Annotated in this window: 16 protein-coding genes; 3 read left to right on the top strand and 13 right to left on the bottom strand. The window is 70.2% G+C overall.

Annotated features, from left to right (window positions below; translation table 11 throughout):
* Positions 1–30: 30 nt before the first annotated feature.
* The 3 genes from glnA to RN729_RS02160 all read right to left on the bottom strand — a co-directional run bounded on the left by glnA (position 31) and on the right by RN729_RS02160 (position 3,322).
* A complete protein-coding gene (gene glnA, locus RN729_RS02170) occupies positions 31–1,431 on the bottom strand; it encodes a type I glutamate--ammonia ligase (protein ID WP_310781991.1) in 1,401 nt (466 codons plus the stop codon).
* A 167-nt stretch (positions 1,432–1,598) separates the two neighbouring features.
* Positions 1,599–2,357: a 4'-phosphopantetheinyl transferase superfamily protein gene (locus RN729_RS02165; RefSeq protein WP_310781990.1), complete on the bottom strand. Its 759-nt coding sequence runs from the start codon at positions 2,355–2,357 to the stop codon at positions 1,599–1,601.
* The gene (locus RN729_RS02160; protein ID WP_310781989.1) at positions 2,303–3,322 is read right to left on the bottom strand and encodes an SDR family oxidoreductase; all 1,020 of its coding nucleotides are present in this window, start codon (positions 3,320–3,322) and stop codon (positions 2,303–2,305) included. The genes RN729_RS02165 and RN729_RS02160 overlap by 55 nt, the downstream gene beginning before the upstream one ends.
* Before the next feature lie 156 nt (positions 3,323–3,478).
* Here RN729_RS02160 and RN729_RS02155 point away from each other — a divergent pair, with 156 nt between their 5' ends.
* The 3 genes from RN729_RS02155 (at position 3,479) to RN729_RS02145 (ending at position 7,329) form a co-directional block, all read left to right on the top strand.
* Positions 3,479–3,856, top strand: a complete 378-nt coding sequence (locus RN729_RS02155) for a DUF2281 domain-containing protein (RefSeq protein ID WP_310781988.1) — start codon at positions 3,479–3,481, stop codon at positions 3,854–3,856.
* 67 nt (positions 3,857–3,923) lie between these two features.
* On the top strand, positions 3,924–5,390 hold the full coding sequence (gene guaB, locus RN729_RS02150; protein WP_310781987.1) for an IMP dehydrogenase: 1,467 nt from the start codon (positions 3,924–3,926) through the stop codon (positions 5,388–5,390).
* A gap of 211 nt (positions 5,391–5,601) precedes the next feature.
* Positions 5,602–7,329 (top strand): LysM peptidoglycan-binding domain-containing protein, encoded by a 1,728-nt coding sequence (locus RN729_RS02145; RefSeq protein WP_310781986.1) that lies wholly within the window; start codon positions 5,602–5,604, stop codon positions 7,327–7,329.
* Here RN729_RS02145 and RN729_RS02140 read toward each other — a convergent pair.
* The 10 genes from RN729_RS02140 to RN729_RS02095 form a co-directional block, all read right to left on the bottom strand.
* Positions 7,219–8,706 carry a nucleotide sugar dehydrogenase gene (locus RN729_RS02140; protein WP_310781985.1) on the bottom strand — a complete coding sequence of 496 codons (1,488 nt, stop codon included), beginning with the start codon at positions 8,704–8,706 and terminating at the stop codon, positions 7,219–7,221. The genes RN729_RS02145 and RN729_RS02140 overlap by 111 nt on opposite strands.
* Positions 8,696–9,178, bottom strand: coding sequence for a cyclic pyranopterin monophosphate synthase MoaC (gene moaC, locus RN729_RS02135; protein WP_310781984.1), 483 nt, complete (start codon positions 9,176–9,178; stop codon positions 8,696–8,698). Before moaC ends, RN729_RS02140 begins: the two co-directional genes overlap by 11 nt.
* Before the next feature lie 14 nt (positions 9,179–9,192).
* Positions 9,193–10,380, bottom strand: a complete 1,188-nt coding sequence (locus RN729_RS02130; RefSeq protein ID WP_310781983.1) for an AAA family ATPase — start codon at positions 10,378–10,380, stop codon at positions 9,193–9,195.
* A complete protein-coding gene (locus RN729_RS02125) occupies positions 10,377–11,555 on the bottom strand; it encodes a peptidoglycan DD-metalloendopeptidase family protein (RefSeq protein ID WP_310781982.1) in 1,179 nt (392 codons plus the stop codon). The genes RN729_RS02130 and RN729_RS02125 overlap by 4 nt, the downstream gene beginning before the upstream one ends.
* Before the next feature lie 79 nt (positions 11,556–11,634).
* Entirely contained in the window at positions 11,635–12,510 is an 876-nt protein-coding gene (locus RN729_RS02120; protein WP_310781981.1) for a permease-like cell division protein FtsX, read from the bottom strand.
* Positions 12,507–13,175, bottom strand: a complete 669-nt coding sequence (gene ftsE, locus RN729_RS02115; RefSeq protein WP_310781980.1) for a cell division ATP-binding protein FtsE — start codon at positions 13,173–13,175, stop codon at positions 12,507–12,509. The genes RN729_RS02120 and ftsE overlap by 4 nt, the downstream gene beginning before the upstream one ends.
* Positions 13,172–14,119 (bottom strand): 4-hydroxythreonine-4-phosphate dehydrogenase PdxA, encoded by a 948-nt coding sequence (locus tag RN729_RS02110; RefSeq protein ID WP_310781979.1) that lies wholly within the window; start codon positions 14,117–14,119, stop codon positions 13,172–13,174. Before RN729_RS02110 ends, ftsE begins: the two co-directional genes overlap by 4 nt.
* Positions 14,120–14,133: 14 nt before the next feature.
* Complete coding sequence (locus RN729_RS02105; RefSeq protein ID WP_310781978.1) at positions 14,134–15,537, bottom strand: peptidylprolyl isomerase; 1,404 nt, start codon at positions 15,535–15,537, stop codon at positions 14,134–14,136.
* A gap of 1 nt (position 15,538) precedes the next feature.
* Complete coding sequence (mfd, locus tag RN729_RS02100) at positions 15,539–18,838, bottom strand: transcription-repair coupling factor (RefSeq protein ID WP_310781977.1); 3,300 nt, start codon at positions 18,836–18,838, stop codon at positions 15,539–15,541.
* A 23-nt stretch (positions 18,839–18,861) separates the two neighbouring features.
* The gene (locus RN729_RS02095; RefSeq protein WP_310781976.1) at positions 18,862–20,850 is read right to left on the bottom strand and encodes a BatA domain-containing protein; all 1,989 of its coding nucleotides are present in this window, start codon (positions 20,848–20,850) and stop codon (positions 18,862–18,864) included.
* Between the last annotated feature and the right edge of the window lie 60 nt (positions 20,851–20,910).

Here is a 20,910-nt window from a genome sequence, read left to right as displayed (position 1 = left end):
CAGCCGGCGCGCGGCCGCCCTCAGCTGGGGCTAGTAGTTGACGTACTGCTCCAGCTCCCACTCGGAGACCGACGCCACGTAGTCGCTCCACTCGGACTTCTTGCGGCTCACGAACTGCTCGAAGATGTGGTCGCCGAGCGCGTCCTTCATCACGTCGTTCGCCTCGAGTTCCTCCACCGCCTCGCCGAGGTTGGCGGGCAGCACCTCGAGTCCGATCTCCGCGCGCTGCTCGTCGGTCAGCTGCCACACGTTCGTGTCGAGCGGCGGCCCCGGATCGATCCGGTTCTCGATGCCGTCGAGGCCCGCGGCGAGCTGGACGGCCGTCGCCAGGTAGCCGTTGCAGGACGGGTCGGGCATGCGGAACTCGAGCCGCGTGCCGACGCCTCGCTGCTCGGGGATGCGGATCATCGGCGAGCGGTTCCGCTGCGACCAGGCGATGGAGATCGGCGCCTCGTAGCCGGGCACGAGCCGCTTGTAGCTGTTCACGATCGGGTTGGTGACCGCCGCGATGGCCCGCGCGTGCTTCTTCAGGCCGCCGATGTAGTGGAGCATGACCTCCGCCAGCTCGTAGTCGGCGTTCGCGTCGTGGAAGATGTTCTTCCCGTCCTTGAACAGCGACTGGTGCGTGTGCATGCCGGAGCCGTTCGCGCCGAAGATCGGCTTCGGCATGAACGTCGCGTGGAGCCCGTGCGCGTGCGCGACGTTCCGGACGATGAACTTGAAGGTCATGAGGTCGTCGGCGGTGCGCAGCGCCTCGCCGTACTTGTAGTCGATCTCGTGCTGGCCCTCGGCGACTTCGTGGTGCGCGGCCTCGATATCGAGGCCCATCGCCTCCATGGCGGTGACCATCTCGCGTCGCGCCCGCTCGGCGAGGTCCGACGGCGTGAGGTCGAAGTACCCGCCATCGTCGTCGGTGATGAAATTGCAGCTGCCGTCCTCGTTCGTCTTGAAGAGGAAGAACTCGGCCTCGACGGCGGAGAACATCGTGTAGCCCATCGATTCGGCCCTGGCAACGACGCGCTTCAGCGCCGCGCGCGGGCAGCCGCCGAACGGCTTGTTGTACGGGCGCCGCACGTCGCAGTACATCTGGGCCACCCGGGCGTCCGGGTTCCCCCACGGGAAGACCCGGAACGTGTCCAGATCGGGCCTGAGGAGCATGTCGCTCTCCTCGATGCGGACGTAGCCGCCGATCGACGATCCGTCGAACATGACCTTGGCGTCGAACCCGTCTTCGAGCTTGCTCGCCGGAACCTCGACGTTCTTCGCGAAGCCGTCGATGTCGATGAAGATGAGACGAAGGAAACGGACGTTCAGATCCTCGCAGAGCTTCAGGATCGCGTCCCGGTCGCCGGTGGCGACGGTGCTCCCGTAGTCGTCGTATCGAATGTGCGAGGGGTGTTCACTGGGTGCCGCAAAAACGGCGTCGGACATGGCGCGACCTCCGGGTCACTTGGGGGCGTACTGAGGGGGGGTTCGTACGTCCGGCTCCGCGCCTGGCGGTCGGGCACGACCCGCAATGTCGCGAGGCACTATGGGGAGCGGATAGGCCATCGTCAACCTCGCCCGCCGCCGCCGAACGATCGGCGACCCCGCGGCGGTCACCGCCAGCTCCACCGCCGGACGGTCTCCGGCCTCCGGGCGCATGCCACGGCGCCCGTGAAACCTTCCCCGGGGAAGAGGTCGATCAACCACCACGAACGCCCGTCGAGTTCCCCGCGAATCGTGTCGACGCGGCCCAGCGGACGCGATAAACCGAGTCCGGCGGCCTTGAGGATAGACTCCTTCCGGGCCCAGATCCGGAAGAACTCCGGCCTCGCCGCCGGGGTCTCCCAGTCGGACCGGAGGCGCCGTTCCTCGGGGGAGAGGTGGTCGCGGGCGAGATCCCCCGGGTAGCTGAGCGGCCGGATGCGTTCGATGTCCACTCCGATCTCGCCAATCTGGCCCACCGCGCAGAGCGCGAGTCCGCCCGAGTGGCTGAGGTTGAAGAAGAAGGGGGGAGCATCGCCGGCCCCGTCGCTCCCTCGTAACAGCCGAGGCTTTCCGTGCTCTCCGTACTCCAGCGCCAACTTGCCGGGCGGGACGCGCATATACCCGGAGAGGAGGCGTCGCAGGGCGATGCGGGCGCAACGGAAGCGGGCGCGTGCCTTCGCGTTGACGAGTCGCTCGGCGCGGGCCCGCTCGTCCGGACTCAGGAGGGCGTCGCCGCCGGAACCGTCACAGGCGGAGAGATCGATTCTCCAGACGTGAAGATCGGACCCCGGCAGCCCTGGGGGATGGGTACCCGCAGGCCAGTCCCCGCCGTTCAGAAGGCGGCGTACCAGTCGAGCGTGGACTGAAGACCTTCGGTGAGCGTCCACCGGGGTTCGTATCCCAGCCGTTCCCGGGCTTTCGAGATGTCCGCGTAGGAATGCCGGACGTCACCGACCCGGAAGCGCTCGTACACCGGTTCGGCGTTTCCCACATCCGGCCGCTTCTTCGCAAGCCCCGACCGAATGAGGGCGAACAGCTCGTTCAGCGTCGTCGGATCTCCCGCGGCGACGTTGTAGACGCCGAGCGCCGCCTCCGCCCCCGTCGTGGCGGCGAGCAGGTTCGCCTGTACCACGTTGTCGATGTAGCAATAATCCCGGGTCGTCTTCCCGTCCCCGAAGATCTGGCACGGCTCTCCCGCGAGCATCCTCAGGGTCCAGCGCGGTATGACCGCGGCGTAAGGTCCGTCGGGTGCCTGCCTCCTGCCGAAGACGTTGAAGTAGCGGAGTCCGACGACCTCGATGTTGTAGCTGCGGCGGTACATCTCCGCGTACAACTCGTTGACGCGCTTCGTGGCCGCATAAGGGGAGGACGGGTTTCCGATGCGGGCCTCCACCTTCGGGAGGTAGGGCGAGTCCCCGTACACCGAACTCGAGGAGGCGTAGATGAGGCGGGAAACGCCGGCGTCGCGGGCCGCGTCCAGCACGTTGATGAACCCCTCGACGTTGCGGGCGTACGTCTCCTGCGGCTCCTTGACGGATCGGGGCACCGAACCCAGCGCGGCCTGGTGCAGCACGATGTCGACATCGCGGCATGCCTCGAGGACCGCGTCGGCATCGACGACGTCCTGCTCGAGGAAACGGCACCGGTCCGCCGGGGCGCCCGATGCCGCCACGGCTTCGTCGATGTTGCCGCGGTTTCCGGTCGAGAGGTCGTCGAGCGCCACGACCTCCTGTCCCAGCGTCAGGAGCCGCTCGACGAGGTGCGATCCGATGAACCCGGCGCCTCCCGTGACCAGCCATCGTCGAGGGGCCGCGGCGAGTTCTTCGCAGGCGAGGTCATAGGCGGTTTTCACGCGCTACATGTTATGCTTGCGGCGGCGGACGGCGGAACCCCTCGCGCCGCCGCGCGCGCTGCGTACTTGAAACCTGCCCCCTGTCGGGCGGAGTATGAGGGGGACCGGCGAAGGAAGGCGGGGCGGGTTCGGACGACCACGGAGTCGGAAGGCGCCATGGCCGAAGAAGGCATGAACGAGATCCTGAGGAAGAAGATCTGGAGGAAGCTCCAGGCTCTCCCCGAAGACAAGCAGTACGAGGTCGTCGATTTCATCGACTATCTCGCATCGAAGTACGCATCCCGGCCGGCGGCCGGCGCGGATCCGTTCCAGCACTTCGCAGAATCCGTCCATCGGGGGCTGCGGAGGACGCGGGCCTCGACCACCGCGGTCAAGGGGACGATGAAGGTGCTCGGCGCGGCCGACCGCGTGATCGACTCGTTCCGCGAGGCCGGGCGGGGATTCCTCGCCGAACTCGAAGCGGGAAGCCCGGAACCGGAACCCCGGGAGGATCGCCCGCCGCCCGAGACGCGCGAGATCGTCGTCGACCCGTAGGACGGCGGTTGCCGCCGGGCGACCGGCCGCTCGTTGACGTCGCGAGGGCCGTCGCCTACGATGGCGCATGGAAGCTCCCACGCCGCGCTCCAGCCGCGAAGCACTGACTTTCGATGACGTTCTGCTCGCACCCGGGCATGCGCTCGTTCATCCGGCGGATGTCGATGTCTCCACTCGCCTGACTCAACGGATCCGACTCCAGATTCCGCTGCTCTCCGCCGCCATGGACACGGTGACGGAGTCCCGCATGGCCATCGCTCTCGCGCGCGAGGGGGGGATCGGCATCATCCACAAGAACATGCCGATCGAAGACCAGGCCCGGCAGGTCGACCGGGTGAAGCGATCCGAGAGCGGGATGATTCTGGACCCCGTCACGCTCGGACCCGACGCCACCCTGGGCGAGGCCCGACGGCGGATGAGGGACTTTTCGATCAGCGGGGTCCCCATCGTGGGCGACGACGGCGCCCTCGTCGGGATTCTGACCAACCGGGACCTGGTGTTCGAGACCGACCTCTCGCGGTCGGTGCGGGAGGTGATGACGAGCGAGAATCTCGTGACGGCGCCCGCCGGGACCTCGCTCGACGAGGCGGAGGAGATTCTCCGCCGTCACAAGATCGAGAAACTCCCCGTGGTGGGAGAGGACGGGCGGCTCGCGGGGCTCATCACCGTCAAGGACATCTTCAAGCGGCGGCAGTTTCCCAACGCGACGAAGGATGGCCACGGACGGCTCCGGGCAGGGGCGGCCGTGGGGGCGAGCCGGAACGAACTCGAGCGGGCGCGGGAACTTGCCGGGGCCGGCGTGGACGTTATCGTCCTCGACACCGCGCACGGGCACTCGGAAGGCGTCCTCGAGGCCGTCACCCGGGTGCGGGAGGCGCTCCCCGACATCGACCTCATTGCCGGCAACGTCGCGACCCGGGAGGGGGCGGCGGCGCTCGTCGAGCGGGGGGTGAACGCGGTCAAGGTCGGCGTGGGGCCGGGATCCATCTGCACGACGCGCGTCGTCACGGGGGTGGGCGTGCCTCAGATCACCGCGATCGAGGACAGCGTGGCGGGGGCGGAGGGCCGGGTGCCGGTCATCGGCGACGGCGGCATCAAGTACTCCGGCGATCTCGTGAAGGCGATCGCGGCGGGGGCGGAGACGTGCATGCTCGGGTCCATGTTCGCGGGCACCGACGAGAGCCCGGGGGAGACCTTCCTCCTCGAGGGGCGGCGGTTCAAGGTGATCCGCGGCATGGGTTCGCTGGCGGCCATGCAGGCCGGCTCGGCCGACCGGTATTTTCAGGAGGGATCGTCCGCCCAGAAGCTGGTCCCCGAGGGGATCGAAGGCCGGGTGCCCTACAAGGGGCCGGTGTCGGACACCGTGTTCCAGCTCGTCGGCGGTCTTCGCAGCGGCATGGGGTACTGCGGCGCCGCCGACATGGACGAACTCCGCCGCGATGCCCGCTTCCTCCGCATCACTTCCGGCGGACTTCGCGAGTCCCATCCGCACGATGTCGTGATCACGCGCGAAGCCCCCAACTACCACGTCTAGCAACCCGTGGCAAAACCCTGCTGCGTTCGAGCGGCACTGCATCTCGCCTGAAACGCTTCGCCGCCGGGTCCGTCTCGACACGGCACATCCGCTTCTGTACCATTATTCGCGTGTTGTCCGGTCCTGCTTCCGGAGCGACGCCTTGGCGGGGTGGAGGGGCCTGGGGGTAGCAGCACCAGAGTTGTGGCACCAAGGGGGGATTTGCCGTCTGATGACCTATCGATCATCGAGAACGCTCGTCCCTGCGTGCCTTCATTGGGTCGGTCTTCTGCTCGCGGTGTTTGTGCTGCACGGCTGCGCGCTCACCCAGCGTACACCCGAACTCGGCCCGGCCCCGGAGAACGCGAACGTCGAGCAGGGGGCGCCCGAGGCCGGCGCGGCGGATCCACCCGAAACGACCCCGCAGCCGGGAGACGCTCCCGCGTCGGCGCCGGCTCCGGACGACGAGTTGATGCCGGAGGACCCGGTCGTGCCGGGCCCGGCAGACGATACGGATGCCGAGCCCACGCCGGCGGAGATTGATCGGGCCATCCGCGAGATGCTAGGCGGCGACCCGATGGGGCTGGTGCACGAAGGAGAGGATCCGCGCGTCTTCAGGCTTGAGATGAACGAGCGCGTCCGGTCGTGGGTCCACTACTTCCAGACCGCCATCGGCGAACGCTTCGGGACCTACCTCGGCCGCAAGACCCGTTACGAGCCCATGATTCGCCGGAAGCTGCGCGAGGCGGGGCTGCCGCAGGACCTGATCTACCTCGCGCTCATCGAGAGCGGGATGAACCCGAACGCCTACAGCCGCGCGAGCGCGGTGGGGCTGTGGCAGTTCATCTCGGGCACGGGGCGCCAGTACGGCCTCGAAATATCCTACTGGATCGACGAACGGAGAGATCCGGAGAAGGCGACGGACGCCGCGGTCCGGCACCTCAAGGACCTCTACGACGAGTTCGGTTCCTGGTATCTCGCGGCCGCGGGCTACAACGGAGGACCCAACCGGGTCCGCCGCGGGCTGCGCACCGTGCCGGGCGGCACCTTCTGGGATCTCGCCGACCGCCGTCTGCTGCGGCGCGAGACGCGGGACTACGTGCCCAAGATCATCGCGGCGGCCATTATCGGGCACGATCCCGCGCGCTACGGGTTCCCGGATCCCGAGAGAGAGACGATCCCGGAGTACGCGAAGGTGCGCGTGCCCGACGCGACGAGCTTCGACGTCCTGGCGGAGGCCGCCGGGACCGACGAGGAAACGATCAACCTCCTCAACCCCGAGTTTCCGCGCGACGTGACGCCGCCGAACCGCGAGGTCGAGGTTCGGGTCCCGGTGGAGGGCGCCGCCCGGTTCGCGGCGCGGTATGCGGCCGTGCCCGTGGATGAGCGGGTGACCTGGACGTTCCACACGGTCCAGCGCGGTCACACGCTGGGGTGGATCGGGCAGCAGTACGGTGTGTCGGTGGCGGCGCTGCGTGCGGCGAACGGCAACCTGAACCCGCGTCGCCTGCAGATCGGCCAGGAACTCGTCATTCCCCGGTCGGCGCGGGCGCCCGGCGCATCGATCGCGCGCAGCTCGCCCACTCGCCCGCTCGACGCGCGGACGAACGCCGAGGGGACGACCGTCGTCACGGTGCAGCGCGGGCAGACGCTGGACGTGATCGCGCAGCGATACGGCGTGTCGGTGGCGGCGTTGCGGGCCGCGAACGGCAATGTGAATCCGCGACGCCTGCAGATCGGCCAGGAGTTGCTGATTCCGCGAACGGGCGGGTCGACGGGAACGGGTTCGACGGGGTCCGCGAGCAACGGCGCCGGGCCTGTGACGATCGTGGTCCGGCCGGGTGACTCGTTATGGCTGATCGCCCGCCGACATTCGGTATCGACGCGCGACCTCATCGAATGGAATCGCCTCTCCTCGACCCGGATCCATCCCGGCGACCGGCTCGAGATCCGGCGCTGAGCCGCCGCGCGCGGGGCCGGAAAGCGGATAGAGGGCCGCACCGGCCTGCTCGCCGGGCTCCCCGGACCGCTTCGGCAGGCCGTTGCGCGTATCCACGATGATCTGCGCCCTCTCGAGCACGAGACCGTAGTCCACCTGCGGGTGATCCGTGATCACGACCGTGGCGTGGCTCGATGCGACCGACTCCGCCGTCAGGGGCTGCGATTCGAGGTCTCCGCCCTCCAGTGCCAGCCGCGGCACGAACGGATCGTGATATGAGACCTCGGAGCCCTGCCGGCGCAGGAGTTCGATGACGTCGAGCGCCGGACTCTCGCGGACATCGCCGACGCCCGGCTTGTAGGCGACGCCCAGCAGCAGGACGCGGCTGCCGTTCAGCGGCCGCCGGTGCCGGTTGAGCGCCTGCGCGACGCGATCCACGACGTAGCGCGGCATCTCGGCGTTGACCTCGGCGGCGAGTTCGATGAAGCGGGTCCGGTACTGGAGCGTCCGCATCTTCCAGGCGAGGTACTGCGGGTCGATCGGGAGGCAGTGACCGCCCAGCCCGGGGCCGGGCGTGAAACGCATGAAGCCGTACGGCTTCGTCGCCGCGGCCTCGACGACCTCGCCGATGTCGATCCCCAGACGATCCGCGATGACCGCCATCTCGTTCACAAGCCCGATGTTCACGGCGCGGAAGGTGTTCTCGAGCAGTTTCGTGAGTTCCGCGACCTCGGGCGACGAAACGCTCACGACCTCGTCGATGACTCTCTCGTAGAGGCCATCGGCGAGTTCGCGGCAGGAGGCGGTCAATCCGCCCACGACCTTCGGCGTATTCGTGAAGGTGTAGATGGGATTGCCGGGGTCTACGCGCTCGGGGCTGAAGGCGACGAAGAATTCCTTTCCCGCCGTGAGTCCGCCCTGTTCGAGTTCCGGCTGCAGGAGTTCCCGGGTCGTGCCCGGGTAGGTGGTCGACTCGAGGACGATGAGTTGACCGGGCCGGAGGCCGTCGCGGATGTGCGCGAGCGCGTCGAGTATGTGGGAAACGTCGGGATCGCCGGTCTTCCCGAGCGGGGTGGGGACGCAGATGATGACGGCGTCCATCTCCGCGAGCCGGCCGAAGTCCGTTGTCGCATCGAGCAGGCCGCTCTCGACGGCGGCGGCGACGGTGCGCGCCGGGACATCGCCGATGTGGGAGTCGCCACGCCTCACCCGCCGGACGACACGCTCGTCGATATCGAACCCCAGCGTCCGAAAGCCTGCGCCGGAGAACGCCGTGACGACCGGAAGACCGACATAGCCGAGCCCGAGCACGCCCACCCGGGCCGTGCCCGACTCGATCTTCGTCCGCAGCGCCTCCCGGTGGCTCACCGCGTCCCCCGTATCCGCATCACTTCGCATCCGACTTCCAGGTGCCGGATCGTCCCCCGCGCTTCTCGAGGAGTCGAATCGGCCCCAGCGTCATGCCCCGGTCGATCGCCTTGCACATGTCGTAGAGGGCGAGCAGGCCGGCCGCGACGCCTGCCATCGCCTCCATCTCGACGCCCGTGCGCCACTCTGCCGAGGCCCGCACGCCGAGCCGGTAAGCCGGCGGCGTCTCCTCGGCTTCCAGGTCGACATCTACCGCGTCGAGCGGGATCGGATGGCAGAGCGGAACGAGCGCGGACGCCGCCTTGGCCCCCTGGATCGCCGCGAGACGGGCTACGGCGAGCGCCTCTCCCTTCTCGACCTCGCCCTCCCGGATGGCATCGAGGGTCGCGCGGCTCATTCGGATCCGGCCCTCGGCCACGGCCACGCGTCGCGTGAGAGGTTTCTCTCCCACGTCGACCATTCGCACCCGCCCTTCCGGATCCAGATGTGTGAGTCCGTCCACGAAGCTGCCTCCCGTCACAAACTTCTCAGTACCCCCGCAAACTGCGGTGTTCCCGCCGTCCGGCCAGTGGGGCGACCGGCGAAGGCCGCGCTCATCTCCTCGAGCAGGAGGGCTGTCGTCGCCTGCGGATTCAGGTTGCGGCCCACCCCTTCCATGGCCGCATCGACGGCCCCGAGGGCTTCGAGAACCGCGCCTTCCGCCGGGCCGCCCCTCGCGCCCCCGGCGTCTCGGCCGCCCGCCGGATCGAGCGCCGCGTCGGGGGCTCCGGCGGCGACGCAGAGCATGTCCCGAAGGCGGATGCGCAGGGCTTCGAGCGCCGGTTCCAACTCCCCTCGCGCGCCGCGTGCGGAGTAGCGGGAGGCGGCGCGATAGCGCGCCTGCGGCGAACCGTCGAGGGCGGCGGCCAGCAGGCCGTCCGCCGCGGCCTCGGATTCGCCGGCTTCGGAGTCGACGAGCGTGCGCGCCCGGTAGACCGCGCCGCCGGCCCGCCGGGCGACCGCCCGTGCGCGGTCGTCATCGCGCACGCCGAGGTGTTCCGCCACATAGGCCGCCACGTGTTCGGTCGGCAGCGGCGCGATGCGGAGCGGCACCGTGCGGGACCGGATCGTCGGCAGAAGGGCGTCCGGACGGCCGCTCGTGAGGACGATGTAGGCGAACGGCGGCGGCTCCTCCAGGAGCTTGAGAAAGGCGTTCGCCGCCTCGGGGCTCGCGCTCTGCGGCACCATCCGCTCCGCGTCCTCGATCACGAACACCGACCTGCGCGCCATCGACGGACGCCGGGACGCCTGGTCCCGGATGTTCTCCACGGCGGCCACGTAGAGTCCCGTGACGGCGTCCGGGTCCAGGCGTGCGTGGAGATCCTCCCGCAGCAGCGCGAGACGCTCGTGCCGCTGCGCCTCGATGGCTTCCCGCAGCTTGGCCCGCGAGGCGGCCCGCTTCGGGCGCGGCATCGGGAAGTGGAGGTGGATGTCCGGGTGTTCCAGCCGCGCCGCCATGCGGCAGGGCCGGCACGCTTCGCAGGGCACATCCTCCGCCCCCGCCGGCTCGCACTGGAGCGCGCGCGCGATCCACAGCGCCAGCGAACGCTTGCCGACGCCCTCCGGGCCGTGGACGAGAAGCGACTGCGGCAGTCTCCGGCCCGCGACCGCGCTCGCCAGCCGTTGCAGGAGGTCCTCCTGTCCCCAGGGACGCTCGGCGTTCACGGGCGACCCCTCAGCCACCGGACCGGATCCACCGCGCGGGGCCCCACCGTCCCCGGCTCGTAGATCTGGAACTCGATGTGTGGCCGGGTGGCGTCCCCGCCCACGTGGCCGAGCGCCTGTCCCTCGCCGACCGCCTGTCCCTCGCCGACCGTGACGTCGCGGAGCTTCTGATAGGACGAGTAGAAACCCCCGCCGTGATCGAGGATCACCGTCAGTCCCGAGGCGCGCGCCGCCACGGAGGCGACTGTGCCGCGGTCCACCGCGTTCACGGGCGTGCCGCGCGGGGCCGCGATCCCGATCCCTTCCCGCGGGATCGTCGTGCGTCCTTCCCGCTCGGGCCCGAACCGCCACAAGACCTCCCCCTCGACGGGCCAGGCGAGGCTCCCGAGATCCCCGGTCGTCAGCGACGAGACCGACGCCGCGCCCGCCTCGCGTTCCGCCGAGCGGCGTCGTTCTTCCAGCCCCGCCATGAGCGCCCGCAACTCGGCCTCTTCCGCCGCCAGCCGGGCCAGCGTCAACTGCGCCTCGTCGCGGCGGTCGGCGAATCGGCGCAACCGCTCCTGCCTCTGCCGCTCCAACCTCTCCAATTCGTCGTATTCCCGGCGATTCTCCGCTCGCACGCGCGCGATCCGGTCGCCTTCCCGGCTCAGTCCGCCGCGCAGGTCCGCGAGGGTGTCCTCCAGCTTCTTCACGTCCTCCACGAGCATGCGGTCGAAGACGGCGATGTCGCGGAGATACCTGTAGCGATTGAGCAGGTCCGAGAACGACCGGGAGGAGAGGAGCACCTCGACGGTGCGGAGGGGGCCGCGCTTGTAGATGTCGCGGAGCCGCGCCCGCAGCACGACCTGGCGCGCCGCGAGTTCGTCGCGCGTGAGCAGCATCTCGCGCGTCATGGCCGTGAGCTGCTCGGAGAGCGCGAGCCGTTGAACGTCGAACTCGGCCAGGAGGCTCGCCGAAGCAGCGATCTGTCGTTCGATGTTCACGAGTTCGGCCGAGTCGCCGGTGACCTGGCCCGCGATCCCCTCGAGTTCCCGGCGCAGCCGCTGTCGTTCCTCGCGGATGAGTTCGAGCCGTCCCTCGCTCTCCTCCAGGCGGCGCCGCACATCCGACGACTCCTGCGCGATCGCGGGAAGGGGCGCGGTCCATGTCGGGCTCGTCGCGACGGCGAAGCTCACGGCCCCGACGAGCCGCGCCGCCCACGCGCGGCGTCGCAGACCCCAGGGCCGCCCGGCACTCCGCCCCCCGGACGAACGGCTAGGACGGGCCATACGCGCGTCCCACTTCACGGTGCACGGAGTAGGCGGCTGCGAGCAGGCCGAGGAGGGCGGCGGCTGCGACGCCGGACGCGGTCCAGAGGTGCGGGAGCCACGCGAGCGATTCGATGGCGGCGAAACGGATGGGGAAGACGACGTACGCGAGCCGCGTCACGCCGAGCGCCAGCAGCCCGCCCGCGAGCCCGGTGACCGCGCCTTCGAGAAGGAAGGGCCGCTGGATATAGCCTTCCCGCGCGCCCACGATCTGCATGATCTCGATCTCTTCACCGCGCGCGAGGATGGCCATGCGCACCGTCGTGACGATGAGAAGCACCGCGATCAGGGCGAATCCGCCGCCCAGGGCCAGCGCGATCCCCACCGCCGCGCTCCGCAGCGCGAAGAGCCGCTCCACCCACTCATCCCCGAACCGCGCCTCCTCGATGAACGGATACGCCGCCAGCGCGCCCGCGGTCTCCGACACCGTTTCCGGCGTGCGGAAGCCCTCCCGGAGCCGGAGGTGAAACGAGGCCGGAAGCGGGTTCACCCGCAATTCCCCGTAGACGTCCGAGAACTCGACGAGATCGCGCCGCGCCCGCTCCAGCGCCTCGTCCTTCGATACGTAGCGCACGGATTCCACCGCCGGGAGCGCCTCCAACTCCCGCCGGGCGGCCCGCACCTGTTCCGAGCCGGCGTCATCGAGCAGGTAGCCGACGACCTCCACGCGGCGTTCCACGTCGCCGATCGCGCCGCCGATATTGTGCGCAACGAGCCCGAAGAGGCCGAGGATCACGAGGCTGAGCCCGGTCGCCCCGATCGAGAGGGCGCACAGCAGAGGGGTGCGCCGGAAGCCGGCGAGCGCCTCGCGCATGAATCTCATGCGGCGGAGTCGCGGGCAAGTCGCCCGTCCTCCAGCTCGAGTCGACGGATGTCCGGGTGTCGGCGCACGAAGTCCGCGTCGTGCGTGGCCATGAGCACGGCCGTGCCGAGCCGGTTCAGCATGCGGAACAGCTCGAACACGCCCCCCGCGGCGTCGGGATCGAGGTTGCCCGTGGGCTCGTCCGCGAGGAGGATCCGCGGTTCCGTGGCGAGGGCGCGCGCCACCGCGACGCGCTGCCGTTCACCGCCCGACAGCTCCGTTGGTCGCGAGCGGTGGCGGGCGGCGAGCCCGACCTGACTCAGCAGCCGCTGGACGCGGCCCGCGATCTCGCGTCGCGGGGTCCCGATGACTTCGAGCGCGAAGGCCACGTTCTCCGCGGCGGTCAGCCGCTCCAGCAGCTTGAAATCCTGAAACACGAACCCCACGCGCCGTCGCAGCGCCGGAATATCCCGGCGGCGGACCCGCCTCGAGTTGTAGCGTGAGACCTGAACCTCGCCTTTGGTCGGTCGGGTCTGGAAGTGGATCAGTTCCAGCACCGTCGACTTGCCCGCCCCCGAGGGTCCGGTGAGGAAGGCGAACTCCCCCTTCCGGAGACGGAAGGACACCCCCCGAAGCGCGTCTCCGGAGCGCGGATAGGCCTTCGAGACATCTCTCAGCGAGATCATCCCGCAGCAACCCGCGCCGCGCAGAACCGGGCGCAGAGGTCGATGGCGGCCCGCATCGCTCCCGGATCCGCGATCCCGCGGCCCGCGATGTCCATCGCCGTGCCGTGATCCGGAGACGTTCGCGGGAAGGGAAGCCCCGCCGTCACGTTCACGCCTTCGTTCATCGCGATCGTCTTCAGCACCGCGAGCCCCACGTCGTGGTAGGGCGTCACGACGAGGTCCGCCTCCCCCGAGAGCGCCTTCAGGAAGACGGTGTCCCCGGGGAAGATGCCGAGGATTTCCACGCCGGGATCCGCAGCGAGCCGCGCGAGCGCCGGCGCGAACACTTCGATCTCCTCATCGCCGAAGAGTCCGCCTTCGCCCGCGTGCGGATTGAGCCCCGCGAAGGCGAGGCGGGGCCGCTCGATCCCCCACCAGGCGCGCAGCGCTTCGATCGCGATCCGCGATCTGCGTGCGAAAAGGTCCACATTGAGCACGGAGGGCACGTCGCGCAGGGGGAGATGCGCGGTGAGGAGCGCCAGGCGCAGCGGTCCGCCGAGGGGCGTGCGCTCGGCGGACATCATCATCGTGACCTCGTGCGCTCCCGCCAGTTCCTGGAGAAACTCCGTGTGACCCGGGTGCGCGTACCCCGCGGCCCGCAGCGCGGTCTTGCTGATCGGAGCCGTGACGATTCCGTCGATCTCTCCCGTCCGCGCCATCGCCACGGCCCGTTCGATGGCCCGCCCCGACAGCAGGCCCGCGAGCCGCTCGCCGCCCGTGGGGTCCCAGTCTCCCACCGTCTCCCGGGGCACTCCTTCCAGGTGATCCTCCACCTCGCCGAGCGACCGCGGCCCCACCAGGACCGCTTCGATCCCGTCCATCCCCGAGAACGAGGAGAGCGCCGCCGCGGTCACCTCCGGCCCGATCCCGCGTGGATCCCCCAGCGTGATCCCGAGGCGCGGCATGTGGGTCATCCCCCTCAGAATCTCACATCGATGTAGGTGTTGGCACGCACCTCCTGGAGAATGATGTCGATCTGCTTGCGAGTGCGGAGGCTCTGCCGGATCTGATCCCGCACGTCGCCGATCTCGATCGGGCCTTCGGGACGGAACGTCAGGACATGGACGAGCCCGAACTCGGTGGGCCCGCCACGCTCCATCGGCAGCGGCCCGTACACCATCCCCTCCGTCGGGGCGGTGAGTCCGGACTCACCGCCCGCGCCCGTGAACTGGCTGACGAGACTCGCGAGCGAGACGTCGTCGAAGCGGATCGCCTCATCCGCCACCTGTCCGCGGAACAGGGCCACGAGTCGCTCCGGGTCGGAGCCCGCCCGCAGGCTGTCCGCGATCTGAATCGCGAGCGTCCGGGCTTCCTCGATGTCTTCATCCTTGATCTCGGGTCGCAGGAGGATGTGACGCAGAAAACGCTCCGCCCCCCGCTGGCGCTCGATCTTGATGAAGTGGAGTCCGAACTGCGTCTGCACCGGACCCACCGTCTGGCCGGGGCGCGTCGTCCACGCGGCGTCGCCGAACGGCTTCACGAGCAGATCGCGGCTCATCCAGCCCAACTCGCCGCCCTGCTCCCTGGTCCCTTCATCGTCGGAATGGCGGCGGGCGAGGACGGAGAACTCCTCTTCGTCGTTCGCGAAGTCGTTCTGAACGCGGATCGTGCGCGCCAGGACGCTGTCCCGCGCCTCGCCGCTCGGCAGCGGCGTGACCACGAGCCGGTTGAACGAGACGAGCGCGGGGCGGGGCGGCTGGTTCTGCGCGAACTCCTCGAACGCGGCCTCGACCTCCTCCTCGCTGACGATGACCGGCGGCAGGTCCGTGCGCTGCTCGAGTTCGTACCGGTAGGCCTGGCGCAGCCCCTCGGCATGAGCCTGGGAGCGGAGCATCTGGCGGAACTGGAGCATGTTCATGCCCGTCTCCTCCACCGCCAGCATCATCTCATCATCGGACGAGAACCGGGATCGCCTTTCTGCGAAGATCTCGTCCGACATCTGTGTGACGCGGCCCTCGGGCACCGTGATCCCCGCGTTCTTCGCCTCCTGGAGATAAATGAGGTCGTCGATCATCGCCTCGAGCACATCGTCGGCGAAGGCCTTCCAGAGCTCCGAGCCCTCGGGCGGGACCCGAGCGCCGGCCCCCTGCAACTGGTAGAGCGTGATCTGTAAATCCGACATGAGGATCGCCGTGTCGCCCACCACGGCCACGATCCGGTCCAGCGTCTCCACACCGGGGGGAAACTCCGTCGTCGGCACGGTGTCGGGCGCCGCGGGCTCGTTCTCCTGAAGCCCGGAGAGCGGGGCGATGAGGGTGAGGGCCGCCGTGAGCAGACAGGCTCCGGCCCGCACGGACTTCGTTCCAGGATTGATATCGATCACGCTAGACTCCTCCCGCGGTCACCGCAGTTCTCGTTTCCCTCGCCTCCGCGCGCCCCGGCGCCGCCAGGATCCCCAGGGCTTCGACCAGCATCGGCAGGAGGGGCTCGGTTCCCGCCCGTCGCAGGACCAACGATAACGGTTCGAGCCGCCGTACTTCAACGTGCAACTGGCGGTCCGCGAGCGCGTTCGTGAGGAGCCTGAGCTGCGGCGAGGCCGTCGCTTCGAACGAGATTCGGGCGTCGTCGTCGGAGGCCCGGATCCAGTCCGCGCCGATCGCCGCCCCGAGAATCCGGAGTTCCCCCGCCGCGATGAGACGCGCCGCGGGGGGAGGAAGGCGACCGAAGCGATCCTCGAGTTCCGCGCGGAACAACTTCACCTCTTCCCACTTCGTGAGACGTGAGAGACGGCGATAGAGATGCATCTTTACCGGGGACCCGGCGACGTAGGCATCGGGGAGGAACGATTCTCCGTCCACGGAGACCCGGGCGCGCGGCACGGGGTCCGACGATTCTCCCTTCAATCGCCTGAGCGTGCTCTCGACGAGCCGCTGCCACGTCTCGATCCCCACCGCGGTCGCGAAGCCGCTCTGCTCTCCGCCCAGCAGGTTCCCCGCCCCCCGCAACTCGAGGTCCTTGAGCGCGACCTGGTATCCCGAGCCCAGTTCCGTGTGGTGCTCCAGGACCCGCAGCCGCTCCGCCGCATCCGGGGCGACATCGGAGGGGACGACGAGATAGCAGTAGGCCCGGCGGTGCGAGCGGCCGACCCGCCCCCGCAGCTGGTAGAGCTGGGCGAGGCCGAAGTTCTGGGCCCGGTGGACGATCATCGTGTTCGCGGACGGGACGTCGAGTCCGTTCTCGATGATGGACGTGCAGATGAGGAGATCGAGCTCGCCGCGGACGAAGCGGTGCATCACGTCCTCGAGGTCGCGCTCAGGCATCTGGCCGTGCGCGATCGCGGCCCGCGCTTCGGGCATCAGTCTCTCGACCCGGCTCGCGACGGCGCGGATCGTCTCGACGCGGTCGTGGACGAAGAACACCTGGCCGCCGCGGTCGAACTCGCGCCGCAGCGCCTCCTCCAGAATCCCGTCGTCCCACGACAGCACGTGCGTGATGATCGGCATGCGGTTTCGCGGCGGTGTGCGGATCGTGGAGAGGTCGCGCAGCCCGCCGAGCGCAAGGTGAAGGGTCCGGGGGATGGGCGTCGCCGTGAGGGTGAGGACGTCCACCGTCTCGCGGTACTCCTTCAGCCGCTCCTTCTGGCGGACCCCGAAACGCTGCTCCTCGTCGACGATGAGGAGGCCCAGGTCGCGGAATTCGACGTCGCGGGAGAGGAGCCGGTGCGTGCCGATGACGATGTCGATGGTCCCGGCCCGGAGCCCGGCGACGACTTTGCGCTGCTCACGGGGGGTGCGGAAGCGCGACAGCCCTTCCACGTGCACGGGGAAGCCCGCGAGGCGCTCGCGGAAGGTGGTGAGATGCTGGTCCGCGAGGATTGTGGTCGGGGCGAGCACGGCGACCTGGGCGCCGTCCTGTACCGCCTTGAACGCCGCGCGAATCGCGACCTCCGTCTTCCCGAAGCCGACGTCCCCGCACACGAGGCGATCCATCGGGACCGGCGCCTCGAGATCCCGGCGGACGGCCTCCCAGGCGCCGAGCTGATCCGGCGTCTCATCGTAGAGGAAGGCGGATTCCATCTCGCGCTGCCACGCGGTCTCGGCGGGAAAGGCGCGCCCGGGCGACATCTTGCGGCGCGCGTAGAGTTGGAGGAGTTCGACCGCCGTGGCCTCGATCGCCGCGACGGTCCGGTTCCGGAGTTGCTTCCACTTCCGCCGGCCGAGCTTGTGGACCGTCGGCGGCCGGGCGTCGGAGCCGGCGGCGCTCCAGCGTTCGATGAGGTCCAGCCGATAGTGCGGGAGTCTCAGGATCTCGCCGTCGGCGTAGCGGATCTCCATCGTCTCGATCGTCTCGCCGCGCACTTCGACGCGCTCGAGGCCCATGTAGCGGCCGATCCCGTGCTCCATGTGAACCACGTAGTCTCCGGGTTCGATGGCCGCGATGGACTCGATGGTCGCGGCGCCGCGCAGCCGGACGCGGTGGCGGCGATACCGCCGCCGAAACACCTCGTGATCCGTGAGGACGAGCAGGGTGCCGGGGACCCCGACCCTGAACCCGCCGCTGAGGGATCCGATGGCGAGGGCGACCTCGCGGGCGAGCGCGGCGCCCCCGCGTTCGGTGAGGATCTCCTCCAGCCGCTCGACCTGGCCGTCGTTGTCGCAGAAGACGACGAATCGTTCTCCGCGGGCCCGCGCCGTACCGATCTCCGCCACGAGCCGCTTCATGTCGCGGTCTATGGCGGGCGGAGGTTCGACGGGAAGCCGGATCGCGGTCGGCGCCCCCTGCTCCGGGGCCGTGAATTCGAGACGGCGGAACGCCGCAAGCCGCTGCTCCGCCTCGGAGGGCGGGAGGACGAGGGACTCAGACGGCTCCGCGCCGGCTCCGACGCGCTTCCGGGCGTCCCGGACCTCATCCCAAAGGCGTGCGCGGGCCCGGACGCCCCCTTCCGGGTCGAGGATCAGGGCGAGCGCCGTCGGAGGGAGCGTCTCGACGAGGGCGCGCCGCTCGACGTCGCCCGCCGTCTCCGAACTCCGCAGCGCGACCGGGAGGACATCGACGCTCTCCAGGGGTTCGGTCGAACGCTGTGTGAGTGCGTCGAAGCGGCGCACGGACTCCACCTCGTCGCCCCATAGTTCGATCCGAAGCGGCGCGGGATGTCCGAACGGGAACAGATCCACGATCCCGCCGCGGATCGCATAATCCCCGACCTCACGCACCGTGTGGGTGCGGTCGAAGCCCATCTCCTCGAGACGGTGGCCGAGTTCGGCCAGCGGGTGCGCGGCCCCGCGCCGCACCGTGAGCGCGAGACTCGTGCCGGGCCCGACGGGGATCGGCGCGCGTTCGGCGAGCGCGCGGGCCGTCGTCGTGAGGATGCGGCAGCGCCCGCCGAGGAGCGCCCCCGTCGCCTCCACGCGCTGGGCCTCGATCTCGACGTGAGGGTCCGCATCTTCGTACGGGAGGGCCTCTCGCTGCGGATAACAGCGGGCGCCGCTCGCGCCGAGCGTGCGGAGGTCCTCGTGGAGCGCGTCGGCCCGCTCGGGAGTCTCGGCGACGAGGACGACGGGGGCGCCGACGGCCAGGTCGTCGAGCGCGAGCGCGAGCGCGGCGGGTCCCGCACCCGGGAGCGGGTGGACTAGCGCACGGGCACCACGCCGCGAGAGCGCCTCCGGGACTCCGGCGGCTCGCACGGTCTGGAGGAACGACGTTCGAATCAGCTCGACGCGCCCGATGTCACCTCGCTCCCTTCACCGTCCGCGCTCGGGCGTCGCGACCGGCCCGGCGTCGCCAGGTACAGCTCGATCCCGATCAGCGCGAGCGCGAGCGCGATCAGCCACGGGGCCATGTCCCGGCCCCGCCGCGCTCGAAAGATACCGTCTTCCCAGGCGCTCGCGTCGGGGCCTGCCGTGAATACCGGCCGGCCGGCGAACAGTTCCTCGAGGCCGCGCCGCGTCATCGGCGTGGGATCGGCCTCCTCCGCCGGCACGTTCGCCGCGAAGTGCGTCTCCGCGCCCGCCCCGTCGCTCCCGGTACCCCGGACCGCATACACCCCCGCCTTGAGCGGGGTAAACCGCGCTCCGCCCTCCACGCCGCGCACCGTCCCGTCGGGGGATTCGACCTCGCTCGCCCACTCGGGGAGGGTCAGCGGCCGCCCGGCGCCGAAATCGGCGAAGGGCCAGGTGGCCAGGTGCGACCAGTGCACGAGGAGCGCTTCGAGGAAGGGGACCATGGCGGGATGCGCGGGGAGATCGCTCGCGCCGGCGGTGAGCGGCGAAGCGAGGACCAACGCCATCCGATCATCCGACTCCGTGCGGATGAGCCAGGGCTCGCCGTCTTCCGTGCGGAGCAGCGCCGTGTCGGCGGCCGACCCGCCGCCCGTCGCGCGAAGGAGATAGCGCTGCCGGACCCGAACCCCCGAAAGCGAGAACGCGGCCTCCGGCTCCGCGAGTCCAAGGTCGCCCGATCCCGCATCGATGCGCGCCTGCCAGGCGATCCTGAGGGAGGCCAGTCCCTGGTTGAAGGCCGCGAGATCCACCGGGTCCTCGGGCGGAACGAAGACGACGGTCCCCGCGCCCTCCCACGGCGCGCCGACGCTCGCATCCCCGTCCACGACCGCGACGGCCCCGTTTCCTCCCGCTCCCAGCCGCCCTCCATCGCGGAGCGTTTCGATCCCGAGTCCGACGAAGCTCGTCGGGTCGCCGTGGAAGCGGACCGTGGGCGGAGGCACGATCCGGATCGCGAAGTAGCGCAGATCGTCGGCCCGCGCGCCGGCGGGGTCCACCTCCAGCCGACCCTCGTGCAGCCCGGGACCGAGTTCGGGAAGGCCGAGGATGGCGCTCGCTCCCCACGGGGCGCGGGCGGCGCCGGCGAGCCGTCCGTCGAGTTCGAGGCGGATGTCGGCTTCCGCCGCGGCGGCGCCCGGCGGTTCCGGCGGAGCGGCCGGCCCGCTGCGCGCGCTCCGCACGATGACGCCGTGTCCCGTCCCCGACGGCGCGGTCGTGCCGCCGGTGAGTTCGACATCGACGAGAGCCCCGTTCGGCTCGGCCGGCGGCCGCGGCGCGTAGGCCACGAGGGGGGCGGCGTCGCCGGCCGCCGCCGGGGCGGTCCGCAGCGCCGAAGCCTGGAGATCCGACAGCAACTGGATTTCTCGCCGCCGCTCGCCGTCGGCAGGGAGCGCCGCGGCCGCCCGGGCCACGGCGGCGGCCAGGTCGGCCGCGCCGTCCGTCGGCCGGAGCTGCCCGAGCGCCGGAGCTGCGCGCCCTGCCGAGACGCCGGCCGCGAGCGGTTCCCCGACGGTGGGGAAGAGCCACACGCGGTCTTCCGGACGGGCCGCAGCGAGCGCCGACCGGGCGAGTTCCACGAGCGACTCGAACAGGAGGCGGTCCTCGTCCAGCCGCCCGACGCTCGCCGAGTTGTCCACGATGAGCGCGAGGTCCGTCGGCTCGTGGTCGTGGGCCCCGCCCCGCCCGATGAGCGGACCCGCTGCGGCGAGCGCGAGCGCGATCAGGAGGCCGATCCGCACGGCGAGCAGGAGCAGGTCCGAGGCCGCGAGCGACCTCGAGCGCGCGTCTTCCGCGCGGCTCAGGTAGCGGAGCGCCGGAAAGGACACGCGCCGGTCGGTCTGGCGCCGCCGCAGGTGGAGGATGAGGGGCACGACGACGCTCAGCCCGAGCGCCAGCGCTGACAGGTAGAGGAAGCTCAAGCCACCCTAGTGTCGTGTCCCAGGAATACCACGGCTATTCGAGCGCCGATGCATCCGGCT

The sequence above is a fragment of the Candidatus Palauibacter polyketidifaciens genome (assembly GCF_947581785.1).
GTDB classification, from domain to species: domain Bacteria; phylum Gemmatimonadota; class Gemmatimonadetes; order Palauibacterales; family Palauibacteraceae; genus Palauibacter; species Palauibacter polyketidifaciens.
The sequence above is the reverse complement of the archived record's forward strand: the minus strand, read 5'-3'. Positions and strand labels throughout refer to the sequence as shown.

Excerpts from the sequence above, each read along its gene's own strand:
- glnA (WP_310781991.1), bottom strand. The coding sequence starts at position 1,431 with ATGTCCGACGCCGTTTTTGCGGCACCCAGTGAACACCCCTCGCACATT.
- RN729_RS02155 (WP_310781988.1), top strand. The coding sequence starts at position 3,479 with ATGGCCGAAGAAGGCATGAACGAGATCCTGAGGAAGAAGATCTGGAGG.
- guaB (WP_310781987.1), top strand. The coding sequence starts at position 3,924 with ATGGAAGCTCCCACGCCGCGCTCCAGCCGCGAAGCACTGACTTTCGAT.
- RN729_RS02145 (WP_310781986.1), top strand. The coding sequence starts at position 5,602 with ATGACCTATCGATCATCGAGAACGCTCGTCCCTGCGTGCCTTCATTGG.
- RN729_RS02140 (WP_310781985.1), bottom strand. The coding sequence starts at position 8,706 with ATGCGAAGTGATGCGGATACGGGGGACGCGGTGAGCCACCGGGAGGCG.
- RN729_RS02120 (WP_310781981.1), bottom strand. The coding sequence starts at position 12,510 with ATGAGATTCATGCGCGAGGCGCTCGCCGGCTTCCGGCGCACCCCTCTG.
- ftsE (WP_310781980.1), bottom strand. The coding sequence starts at position 13,175 with ATGATCTCGCTGAGAGATGTCTCGAAGGCCTATCCGCGCTCCGGAGAC.
- RN729_RS02110 (WP_310781979.1), bottom strand. The coding sequence starts at position 14,119 with ATGCCGCGCCTCGGGATCACGCTGGGGGATCCACGCGGGATCGGGCCG.